General features: G+C 60.1%; 9 protein-coding genes and 1 pseudogene. 9 read left to right on the forward strand and 1 reads right to left on the reverse strand.

Features of this window, described 5'->3' with window-relative positions; all coding sequences use genetic code 11:
- The 7 genes and pseudogenes from CF68_RS38195 to CF68_RS09305 form a co-directional block, all read left to right on the forward strand.
- Positions 1-147 (forward strand): annotated as a pseudogene (locus CF68_RS38195) (H-NS histone family protein); the annotation flags it as partial.
- A gap of 259 nt (positions 148-406) precedes the next feature.
- Entirely contained in the window at positions 407-1,558 is a 1,152-nt protein-coding gene (locus tag CF68_RS09280) for an ATPase (protein ID WP_035817765.1), read from the forward strand.
- 200 nt (positions 1,559-1,758) lie between these two features.
- Positions 1,759-1,977, forward strand: a complete 219-nt coding sequence (locus CF68_RS09285) for a helix-turn-helix transcriptional regulator (protein ID WP_051591465.1) — start codon at positions 1,759-1,761, stop codon at positions 1,975-1,977.
- A gap of 145 nt (positions 1,978-2,122) precedes the next feature.
- The gene (locus CF68_RS09290) at positions 2,123-3,148 is read left to right on the forward strand and encodes a sigma-54-dependent Fis family transcriptional regulator (RefSeq protein ID WP_035817767.1); all 1,026 of its coding nucleotides are present in this window, start codon (positions 2,123-2,125) and stop codon (positions 3,146-3,148) included.
- A 204-nt stretch (positions 3,149-3,352) separates the two neighbouring features.
- Positions 3,353-4,714 (forward strand): acyclic terpene utilization AtuA family protein, encoded by a 1,362-nt coding sequence (locus tag CF68_RS09295; RefSeq protein WP_035817769.1) that lies wholly within the window; start codon positions 3,353-3,355, stop codon positions 4,712-4,714.
- 29 nt (positions 4,715-4,743) lie between these two features.
- Complete coding sequence (locus CF68_RS09300; RefSeq protein ID WP_051591466.1) at positions 4,744-5,097, forward strand: DUF4387 domain-containing protein; 354 nt, start codon at positions 4,744-4,746, stop codon at positions 5,095-5,097.
- 137 nt (positions 5,098-5,234) lie between these two features.
- Positions 5,235-6,263: a tripartite tricarboxylate transporter substrate-binding protein gene (locus CF68_RS09305; RefSeq protein WP_051591467.1), complete on the forward strand. Its 1,029-nt coding sequence runs from the start codon at positions 5,235-5,237 to the stop codon at positions 6,261-6,263.
- Positions 6,264-6,932: 669 nt separating this feature from the next.
- On the opposite strand, the gene CF68_RS09315 is transcribed toward CF68_RS09305, so the two are convergent.
- Positions 6,933-8,909, reverse strand: coding sequence for an aconitase family protein (locus CF68_RS09315; protein WP_035817775.1), 1,977 nt, complete (start codon positions 8,907-8,909; stop codon positions 6,933-6,935).
- 150 nt (positions 8,910-9,059) lie between these two features.
- Here CF68_RS09315 and CF68_RS09320 point away from each other — a divergent pair, with 150 nt between their 5' ends.
- Positions 9,060-9,953 (forward strand): LysR family transcriptional regulator, encoded by an 894-nt coding sequence (locus CF68_RS09320; protein WP_035817777.1) that lies wholly within the window; start codon positions 9,060-9,062, stop codon positions 9,951-9,953.
- A gap of 128 nt (positions 9,954-10,081) precedes the next feature.
- Positions 10,082-11,032 (forward strand): tripartite tricarboxylate transporter substrate binding protein (locus CF68_RS09325; protein WP_051591468.1); only part of this gene is annotated, 951 nt, incomplete at its 3' end.

Raw genomic sequence — 11,032 nt, forward strand, 5'->3', positions numbered from 1 at the left:
ACCCCCGCCCCCGCCCCCGCCAGCGCCGCCGCCGGTGGTCTGTTACCGCAACGCCGCGGGCCGAGCTGGGACGGGGCCGGCGAGATGCCGGACTGGCTGCGGCGGGCGGGCCAAGCGGGGCAGAGCGCGGAGTTTTACCGGGTATAAGAGAGAGCGCGCTGGCCACGCGGGGGCGTCGAAGGCCAGCGTGCGGTACAGCAGCGGACTCCAGTTGATCGCTGCCAGAGATTTTGCCCGAAGTACGGTGAAGCCCGATAGGAAGGAGGCTGTGCCACCGCAACACCGCCAAAGATGTGCATCAAACCTATCTTGGCGATGTATTGTAGCGGCGAGGAAGATTCATCAGATAGCGGCTCTATAATTGTCTATAATTTCCTATAGTTGATAATAGAGCAGAGAAAGCAACATGGAATTCTTCCGGCGCGAGGAGCTTGCAACCAACCTCGCCAAGAAAGTTTTGGAAGTGTCGCCGACATCCGCTTCAAGTTCGGGTCTGTTTTTGGCGGCTCCGCGGCGCACGGGCAAGTCAACGTTCCTGCGAGAGGATCTGCGGCCGGCGCTCGAAAAGGAAGGCGCGGTGGTTCTTTACGTTGATCTGTGGGAAGACCGGAGCGCAGATCCTGGCGAAACCATCGTGCACATGGTGCGCGCAGAGCTGGCGAAGCACGAGGGCGTCATTACCCGACTCGCGCGATCTGCTGGCATGGAGAAGGTCGCCGTGGGGGGACTTTCGTTTTTGCTGGATCGCATCGGTCTTGGCGATGGCATTTCATTGTCGACCGCGCTGGCCGAATTGTCTGACGACGTGAAGCGCCCGATCGCATTGGTCATCGATGAAGCACAGCAAGCTATCGTGAGCGAAAAGGGCAACGATGCGTTGTTTGCGCTTAAGGCTGCGAGGGACGAGCTCAATAGCAGCCGCCATTTCGGCCTTCGTGTCGTGGCCACAGGCTCTAACCGCGACAAGTTGGCGATGCTGCGTGCCGGTCGCGATCAGGCTTTCATGGGCGCGCCGCTCATTAATTTTCCCACCCTCGGCATGGATTACGTGCAGTGGTTCTGCCATCGGCTGAACCTCGGCGCCCCCCTTGACCCTGCCCGAGTCTACGAACTCTTTAAGCGCGCTTCCTTCCGTCCTGAGCTACTCGGGGCCGCAGCGGATGCGGTACGCTTTGAGTTTGGGTTGCCGCCGGATCAGGTAACCACGCGCTTCGCCGAGGCCATCGACGAGCAGATCACAGAGAGCGAGCGCGAGCAATTGCGAGTGGTGCATAATTTGACGCCACCGCAATCGACGGTTCTTCGCGTCATGGCGGTCCGCGGTGAGAAATTTGCGCCATTCGAAGCCGCGACCATTGAGTCGTACAACGCTGTGTTGCAAGCGACATCACCCAATGTCGACGCTAAGATCGACGTATCTGGCGCTCAGCAAGCGCTTGCGGCGCTGCAGGAGAAGGCGCTTGTATGGCGCGCAGCCCGTGGGGTCTATGCGCTCGAGGAGACCGGCCTGGCAACGCTCATGGCCAGCGCCGGGATGCTCGACGATGTCCCTAGATAGCCCTATCGCTTGAGCCCGCGCCCAATCATTCAACGTACGACCGCAGGCGTCGAGTCGATACATGCAGCAAAAGGGCGATTACCCCGAGGACGACAGCTTGCTTCAGATGGGGGTGAGCGTGCTTTGAGCGCAGCATGATGATTTGCTGAGATCCGGACTTTCGAATGCCATCAACCAGAGCCACCCGCGCAGGGGAAGGGATGCCCATTGACCAGGCGGCGAGGCATTGCGGTGTCTCCATTGGCATGCTGTCCAAGCTGGAGAACGGCAAGGGCGTCAATCTCGAGCACGCCCTGCGTGTGATGGACGGACTAGGTTTGACGATGCTGGTCGTTCCCAAGACTCATGCGCCTTGGCTCGAACAGGCAGCGGCTCATGCGCTCGAGACCGGCGAGTTGGCTGCATGGGAACAGCCATGACAACAAGATGCGCCGCCCGCGAGCCATCTTGGCTAACCGTTTTTGGCCTCTCACACACGGCACTCGCAAATCCGGTAAATCAACAATTCATGGGCTACGATATGTCGGACTATTTTGGTGCGGTCGGCTACTTGGGTGCGTCGCGATGAATGCACCCTTGCAACTTGTCGGAGACCATCCGTCGATCGCCGCTCTGCGCGACCTGATCGCACGCGTGGCAGCGAGCCAAGCGCGCACAGTGTTGTTGTATGGAGAAACCGGTACTGGCAAGAGCTTGGTGGCTCGCATGCTGCACCAGCAATCGAGCCGCGCCAGGGCAGAATTCATCGATATCAATTGCGCGGCGATTCCGGCGCAATTGCTTGAATCGGAACTGTTTGGCCACGAACGCGGCGCCTTCACCGGCGCGGTCGGGAAGAAAGAGGGGTTAATCGAGGCCGGAAATGGCGGCACAGTCTTTCTCGACGAGGTGCGCGAGCTGGATCTGGTGATGCAGTCCAAGCTGCTGACACTGCTAGATACACGGCGCTTCCGTCGCGTTGGCGCGGTCAAGCCCATCAGCGTGGATGTTCGCTTCATCGCCGCCACCAACAAGATCCTGCTTAGCGAGGTCAATGCCGGCAAGTTCCGCGAAGACCTGTACTACCGGCTACAGGTAATCGCGATCAATATTCCGCCCCTGCGAGAGCGCGGCGACGACATCCTGCTGCTCGCGCATAGCGCGCTGCATCGCTACAACCTCCAGTACGGCAGTCGGATGGAGCAGTTGGACCCGGAGGTCGAGCGGATATTCCGCGCGTACCCTTGGCCGGGCAATGTGCGCGAGCTTGAGAATCTGCTCGAGCGGATCTGCCTGCTGGAGCAGGGCGATTGCGTGCTTCCTGTGCATCTGCCCGCACGCATCCTCCGGGCAGTGGGAGTAATGGCGGCGGCGCCGGCAGACCCGGCTGACGCAGCGGCAACCGTTGTCGAAGTCAACGCGTCGCTAGCAACTGCAGCGACGGATGACGGCTTGGATTACTACGCTGCCACGGCCCGCTTTCAGGCAGAACTCATCGAGCAGACCCTGGCCGCCTGCAACGGCAATGTCGCGCGGGCTGCGCAGCGCCTCGGCCTAAGCCGCCACGCTCTGCGGCACCAGATGATCAAGTTGGGACTAGCCTCGAACTGATTCGCGTGAAAATCACGCGCCATAGTGTGCATCTCACGCGGGCCGCCGCATATACGCGTGCTAGTCACGCGATTCCCAGAGGTGTCGATTGTTGGTCATTGATTTAAAAGGGAAAAAATCAACCCGTTCTCCTGGCACAGCTTCTGCTCAGTATGTGTCGTGTGACCCGCTTTAAGGAAGCGTCACCTAACTGGAGAACGTTGAATGCAGTCGCTGAAGATCATTTGCCCCAATGGCCATCTCGGCTTTGCTCCCTTGCGCACGGGCAGCTTTGAGATCGGTGTGGCCGCCGGGCCGGACTATATCGCGGCCGATTCGGGCAGCGATGACGTGGGCCCGGTGCCGCTGGGCTCGGATACGTCGACCAGCCCCGAGGCGTGGCAGCGCCACGACCTTGAGCACATGCTGCTGGCATCTCGGCGGCTGGGCGTGCCGATGATCATCGGCTCGGCCGGCGATACCGGTACCAACAGCCGGGTCGACCTCTACGTGAACATCATCCGTGAGCTTGCGCAGAAGCACGGGCTGAAGCGCTTTCGCATCGGCTACTTCTACTCCGAGGTGCCCAAGTCGCTGTTGCGTGAAAAGCTCGGCGCGGGCGAGACAATCCGCGGGCTGGACGGCTTTGCCGACCTGACGCTGTCCGAGTTGGACGGCACCGACCGCATCGTGGCAATGGCGGGCGTGCACCCCTATCTCGAATTGCTGGCCCAAGGTGCGGACGTGATCATCGGCGGGCGCAGCTCCGACGCAGCGGTGTTCGCAGCACCGGCTCTGCACCACGGGTTCGCCGCCGATCATGCCTACTATCTGGGCAAGGTGCTCGAATGCGCCTCGTTCTGCGCCGAGCCCTACGGTGGCAAGGAGACGGTGCTGGGCGAGATCTCGCGCGACGCCGTGCGCGTTACCGCGATGCATCCGGAGCAGCGCTGCACCGTCGCGTCGGTGGCCGGGCACGCGATGTATGAACGCTCGAACCCGTTCGAGGAATTCGTCGCGGGCGGCAGGCTCGACATGAGCCAATGTCACTACGAACAGGTGGATCCGCGCACCACCCGCATCACCGGCTCCCGCTTTGAGCCCGACGAGGTCATCCGCGTCAAGCTGGAGGGGTCGGGCAAAGTCGGCGAGCGTTATGTGGGGCTGTGCGGCATCCGTGATCCGTACACGATCGCCAACGTGGACCGCGTGATCGCCTGGGCCAAAGATCAGGTGCGCGCGCGCTTCGGCGAGATCGGCTATGAGCTCCACTACAACGTCTATGGGCGCGATGGCGTGATGGGCGAACTGGAGCCGCTGCGCGACCGCCCCGGCCATGAACTGTGCGTCATGGTGCAGGGGGTGGCGCCCACCCGCGAGATGGCAGAAGAGGTGGCGATGATTGGCCTTCGGCAGATGTTCTATGCGCGCTTGGCGGACGTCAAAGGCACCGCCGGCTCGGTGTCGTTTCCGCTCGACGAGGTACTGCACGCCAGCTCGGCCTATCGTTGGACGCTAAATCACACTGTGGAGGTGCACGATCCGCTAGCGCTGTTTCCCACGCATCTCGTAGAGGCTGGCGTCTGACGCGTCACTCGTTCCTTAGGAAGCCCATCATGACCACTGCCAATCCATCCGCACCCAGCCTGGCGCCGACCCAGAAGCTGCACGAACTGGCCAAGACCATCCGCAGCAAGAACGCCGGGGTCAACAAGATCACCTTCGACATTATTTTCCGCGAGGCAGCGCAATATGAACGCGTCAAGCGGTCCCGCGTGCTGAGCCGAGAAAGCATGGCCGCGCTGTTCCATGTTCCGGTGGAGCGCATCTCCGACTTCGTCGAATACGATCCGGCCTTCGCGATCAAGTTCACGATGTACCGCAAGCGTCCGAGCGGCAGCGCGGGCGATGGCGACATCTTCGGCGCGCAGCAGTACGCGCCGTTGCTGGAACTCGAGATCCCAGCCTGATACGAGTGCACCTTACCGCGGTCCGCCCCCAAGGGCCGGCCGCGGCCAGATGCCCGGAAGTGCGCACCGTTTCGCATTGCGGCTTCCGCAGTTTCGTCCCGCAGTTTTCCTGCATTACGATGAATTCGGATCCACGTATGGACAAGACCTTTCTCAAGCGCATTTGGACCCGGCTGGCACGTAGCCTGCCTGGGACGGTCATCTTGGCGACGCTTGCCGTTGCGCCCTGGCCGGCGGGCGTGGCGCGTGCGCAGAGCGCAATCGCCGTGCCGCCGCTGATGCGGATTGTGGTGCCGTTCTCCGCAGGGGCCAGCAATGATGTGATCGCCCGCGCGATCGCGCCGGCGCTGGCCAAGCGCCTTGGCAACACGGTGATCGTGGAAAACCGTCCCGGCGTGGCCGGCGTGCTCGGTGCGGACTACGTCGCCAAGGCGCCGCGAGACGGCTCAGTGCTGCTGCTGACGTCGTCAACCTTCCTGACCGCGGCTGCGACGCAGGCGCGCTCGCCATATGATCCGCTGTCCGCGTTTGCTCCGGTGGCGCTAGTGGCTGACGGGCCGCTATTGCTGGCGGTGTCGTCTACGATTGCATCGTCGAAATCGATCCACACGCCGGTAGATCTGATTGCAGCCGCACGCGCGAAGCCAGGGGCCATTACCTATGGCTCGGCGGGCGTGGGCTCGCTTGGACAGCTCGCGACCGAGTTGATGTGCGACACATCGAAGGTGCAGATGATGCATGTGCCGTACAAAGGCGCGGCCAATGCGCTGATCGACCTTGCCGCTGGGCAGATTGACGTGATGATGTCGAACTACAGTTCAATCGCCACGCAGATCAAGGCCGGAAAAGTCAAGCCGCTGGCCGTTACCTCTGTCACGCCGAACCCCGCGTTCCCTGGCCTGCCGCCATTGGCGGCTTCGGTGCCGGGCTATGGCATCGAGATTTGGGTAGGTGTGCTGGCCCCGGCCGGCACGCCGGCTGCGCTGGTACAGCGGCTCAATCGCGAGATCGCCGAGATCGCCGCATCGCATGACGTGCGCGTGGTGCTGGAGCCGGATGGCTCGCATCCGCTGGCAGCGTCGCCTGCCGAATTCGGCGTCCGGATCAGGCAGGATCTTGCGCAGTGGAAGCGGATCGCGGCGGACCGCAAGATCGTCGCGGAGTGAGCGGGGGCTACGCGTCCACGCGATAGTTGGTGAAAGGCGTCTAAACGCTTCGCAACGAACCGCTATTCGACGCTGACTACGAGCGCTTGATGGCATTTTCCGAGTTAATTTGGAAAGGCAAGCGATGAACTGCTGGGGGCGTTGTAACCTGCATCGGTTCGAAAATGCGGGTTGCTTGCAACGCGGACACGCCTTACGTCTTGCTGGGGGAGTGGCAAAAAAGCGGGGGGCAAATCCGTCAGGAACGGCAGCAGCTGCCGGCAGCCAAGCAAGTCTCCGGCCGGTCGAGGTGCGAGTTTCGTTACGCTGTGGTCGCTAGCACGGCGGCCGCGTACCACGATTAGAGCTTGTGGCGCAGCCCAAGCATTACGCCAGTTTGATTGCCTCCCGGCGTAATGTTTGTACCAAATCCATTCAACCCGAGCCTCGAACCTTCCATGTTGCGGGCATACCCAACATTCAGGAACGCGTCCGTGCGCTCCGACAGAACATGGTTTGCAGAGCCCACGCGACTCCACGGATCATGGCCAATACGCTCGTCGTTAAAGTAGTAGCCCGCTGCAGTGAGAGTCAGCGAAGGAAGATCGGGACACATACGTTCGGGCCTAATACCTTACCGTTACGAGATGGGCGACAGACTCCAGCACTTCGAGATCGTACCGTACGTGTTCAGTGAGATGAAGCGGGTTGGTGCCGCTGCAGCTCTTTGAACGAAACGAGCTTGCCTGCGATGGCGCTGGCAGCCACAGTAGGAGGGCTCGCCAGCCAGACTTGGCCAGGGCCCGAACGTCCAGGGAAGTTTCGGTTGATTGAGCTCACGGTTACCTGCTCAGGGCTCGTGGATGATCCCGGGCCGCAGTTTGCACATGCGCCGCATGAGGGCTGCAGAATGCGTGCACCTACCGCTTCAAAGGCCTTAAGGTAGCCTTTGTTCTGGCAATAGTCCCGCACGTCGGTCGTGCCGAACTGGAGATAGAGGGTCACGTGTTCGGGGATTCTCAGGCCACGTTCGGCGGCCCATTGGAATACCGCGTGATACTGGTCGAAGTCCTCTCGCTTACCTGCAGTGCAAGAGCCTCCATAGGCGATGTCGACTTTCACAGTCTCATCGAGTGTAGCGAGCGGCAAGCCGTTGCCAGGGTCGCCAGGACGTGCAACCATCGGAGACAGAACGCTGCAATCGACCTCAAGATTTGCGGCGTACTTCGCTCCTTCGTCACTGTGCATCCAGGGCTCGAGTTGGAACTCGACGCCACGCCGTTCCAGGAGGAAGCGAACAGTCTCGGCATCTGGCGCGACGATGCCAGTGAACCCACCCAATTCGGCGCACATGTTGGTAAGCGTTGCCCGTTCGTCCACGCTCATGGCGGAAACTACCGGGCCGGCGAATTCGAAGACCTTCCCAACGCCGGCACCCGCCTTGATTGCGGGCTGGGCCAGCAGTTGGAGAACAACGTCTTTGGCGGTGACGCCTGCCTGCAGCTTGCCACCGAGATGCACGCGGATCGACTCTGGCAGCGTCATGCGCACAGCACCGGTAACGAAGGCGTTGGCCATGTCGGTGGTGCCAACGCCGAAGGCTACGCAACCCAGGGCGCCGCTGTGAGGCGTATGAGAATCCGTGCCAACAACCACTTGACCGGGCAGGGCATACTGCTCGGCCATCATGGCGTGGGAAATGCCGGCGACGTTGTTTCTATCGTCCTTCGATAGCTCTTCATCCGTAAGGGCACGGTGAAACGTGAGCCCATAGGTCTTCACGAAGTCGCGCTGCGCGAATCGCATCTGCACGACGTTTTCGACAAGGCCATTGCGAACGTGAGCGGGGCTTTCTGTCACGTACGAAGTGTGGTCTTCGAAGACGACAATATGGTCAGCATGTTTCAACTTCACTGGCTTGCCGAATGTCGCGTGCAGCATATGAGCGCACATGCCAGTGTAATACTCGTGAATGAATCGCCAGTGGGCCTGAACAAAGATACCGTCGCCAGGCTTTGGGTCGGAAGACGTAACTGGCGTCGCCAGCAAGTTGCGTCGAACAATCTTTTCGAACAGTGTTTGGGGACGCTGTTCGTCGCCCTTCGCGGCCGGCGTGAGGTTGGTAAGGTACTGCTGGCCAAACTTGAGCAGGCCGCCATGCTTCAAAATGGAAGCTGCCAGCGCGTCTCGACCTCCCACGAGTTCATCAAGTGGAATTGCTTCCCCAGCTTCAAGGCGCGGAACCAGGCTGAAGTCCGTGGACGTGTAAAGACCAATGTTGTCCGCGTTCTGGCGATAAATCCGTTCGAAGCTTTTCGCGATGACTAGCCGGATGCCGGCGAGTTTTTCGGCCGCCGGGCTGTGTTCACGGGAGGAGCCTTTGCCGTAGCGATTGCCGGCGACGGTGATGTAGAACTTACCTTGCCGAACGGAATCGGGCTTAAACGGCAGCGTCGCACCGACCGTATATCCAGTGTACGGATACCGTCCTAGTGCGTCGTCGTAGTGGGTGAGAATGGGCACCGGCGTAATTTCGTCGGTGGAAACATCATTTCGAAGCGGCTCACGGTCGGCGGGAGTCAGTCTCTCCCCTTGCAGTTGCTTTTCCATTGCCGCCGTCGAGTGGACCAGATACAAGACGCGGCCATTCGGCTCGAGGACGTTCATGGGGATCTCCTGTGGGATTTCATTGGACTTTAAGTCGGTCTGTTCCCTAAGCCCAAGCGCTGATGTAGCATTCCCGGTATCGCGGCAGAATATATCGGGAAAACCCTAGCCGTGCACGGCTGTCCGACACTGCACTTGCGCTCACAAACAATGCACCGCATAGACCCTGTCAGTATTCAACTTTTCCTTTCCGTCGCGCGAGAAGGTTCCATCAAGCGTGCGGCGGAGTTCGAGCACATCGCCCAGTCGGCCCTGAGCCGACGAATTGCGGAACTGGAGCGCAACTTGGGGGTCGGGCTGTTTATCCGTTCCACCACCGGCGTGGCGCTTACAGACGCAGGGGAGCGTGCGCTGGAGTTGGGTAGGAAGCTCAATGCGGACATCGTTGCCTTCACTCGTGAGGTGCAGGACCTTGGGGACAAGGTCGCAGGCGTCGTAAGACTGTCTGCAAGTCCTTCGGCTATTATCGGTTTTCTTCCTGAGCGCTTGCATGGGTTCAAGCAGGCGCATCCGCTCGTCGAAATTGCGCTGTTTGAACGATCGACGTCCGAGTCGATTCGCGCCTGTTTGGACGATGTCGTAGATGTGGGCATTGGCGTCGCAGCTAACGCTCCGCCTGGTTTAGAGTCGTGGCCTTTCGCCATTGATCCGCTCAACGTTGTAGTGCCGGTGAATCACTCGCTGGCAAAACGCAAGCGACTTCGGTATGCGGAGATTCTCGACCATCCTTTGGTAGTCGTGCAGCCTGGAGGTGCATTGGCGCAGGAACTCCGTGAACAGGCAACAAATCTTCGGGTGCCGTTTAACCAAAGCGTTGCTGTTTCCAGCTTTGAAGCCGGCTGTCGAATGGTGGAGGCCGGATTGGGCATAGCCGTGCTGCCAAATAGCGCCAGTGCGGCATATGCCGGCTCGGACAGATTCGTCAGAATACCGCTGCAAGAAACGTGGAGTAACCGCCGCTTACTTATCTACGCCCCCTATAAGAAGAATCCGCGGCTCCGCGCGGTGTCAGCGTTGGTTGAGGCGCTGAAACAGCAAGGGTAACAGTGGATATGCTCGGGTGCGATAGCGGGTCTACCGCATTAGCACTCTGCTACGGCAGACTACCGCACTAAACTCCGTCCAATAGGTCATCGCGGACACGCGGTGCCACACAGTAGACGGAGACATAAATGCCCATCTCGCTTCTGAAGCAAGTGCGCAATGCATTTGTTGTGGTGACATCGTGTGCGCTCGTTACAGGGATCTTTTCTCCTGTAATTGCGCAAACACCCATCCGCTTGATTGTTCCTACACAGGCTGGTTCACAAGCAGATGCTGTTGCCCGCGCTATGAGCCAGTCACTGTCCAAGAATTTGGGTCACTCCGTTGTGATCGAGAATTTGCCTGGAGCTGGAGGCGTGCCGGGGACGCAGCAACTTGTTCGCGCGCCGAAAGACGGCTCGACGCTAGGATTGATCTCCTCGAACCACGTCATCAATCCGTTCATATACAAGAACGTGCCGTATGACGCGTTGAAGGACATAACTCCTATCACCGTCATCGGCACGTTGCCGCTGGTCCTTGTTGTGAATCCGTCGGTACGCGCGAACAACACAAAGGAACTCATTGCAGTGCTGAAGTCCAACCCGGGCGAATACAACTATGGCTCGTCGGGTAATGGGACGGTTCTGCACCTTGCTGGGCAACTGTTCGCGAGCGAGGCAAAGGTCAATGTCAGCCACGTCCCGTACAAGGGGGCGGGCAACTATACGACTGATTTGGTCGGTGGTCAGGTTCAGTTCGGCTTCTTGACTCTCCAGACCGTCCTGCCTCTAGTTAAGAGCGGCAAGCTGAAGGCCATTGCAGTGTCGACGGCGCGGCGCGTGCCTGGCTTGCGCGACGTGCCGACGCTCGCAGAATCTGGACTGCCTCAGTACAACTTTGACGCCTGGCTTGCGATTGTGGGCCCGGCCGGCATGCAACCCCAAAACGTTACACAGTTGCAGTCGAAGATTAAGACGACTCTGCAAGAAAAGGACGTCCAGGAACAACTTGCGCAGCAGGGCGTGATCATCTCGACGTCGAGCGCTGAGGGCATTGCATTACACATTAAACCGGACGAAGAAGGCGTTTACTCGCGA

The organism is Cupriavidus sp. SK-4, from assembly GCF_000611125.1.
GTDB lineage: Bacteria > Pseudomonadota > Gammaproteobacteria > Burkholderiales > Burkholderiaceae > Cupriavidus > Cupriavidus necator.

Excerpts from the sequence above, each read along its gene's own strand:
- CF68_RS09315 (WP_035817775.1), bottom strand. The coding sequence starts at position 8,909 with ATGAACGTCCTCGAGCCGAATGGCCGCGTCTTGTATCTGGTCCACTCG.
- CF68_RS09285 (WP_051591465.1), top strand. The coding sequence starts at position 1,759 with ATGCCCATTGACCAGGCGGCGAGGCATTGCGGTGTCTCCATTGGCATG.
- CF68_RS09305 (WP_051591467.1), top strand. The coding sequence starts at position 5,235 with ATGGACAAGACCTTTCTCAAGCGCATTTGGACCCGGCTGGCACGTAGC.
- CF68_RS09295 (WP_035817769.1), top strand. The coding sequence starts at position 3,353 with ATGCAGTCGCTGAAGATCATTTGCCCCAATGGCCATCTCGGCTTTGCT.
- CF68_RS09280 (WP_035817765.1), top strand. The coding sequence starts at position 407 with ATGGAATTCTTCCGGCGCGAGGAGCTTGCAACCAACCTCGCCAAGAAA.
- CF68_RS09300 (WP_051591466.1), top strand. The coding sequence starts at position 4,744 with ATGACCACTGCCAATCCATCCGCACCCAGCCTGGCGCCGACCCAGAAG.
- CF68_RS09320 (WP_035817777.1), top strand. The coding sequence starts at position 9,060 with ATGCACCGCATAGACCCTGTCAGTATTCAACTTTTCCTTTCCGTCGCG.
- CF68_RS09290 (WP_035817767.1), top strand. The coding sequence starts at position 2,123 with ATGAATGCACCCTTGCAACTTGTCGGAGACCATCCGTCGATCGCCGCT.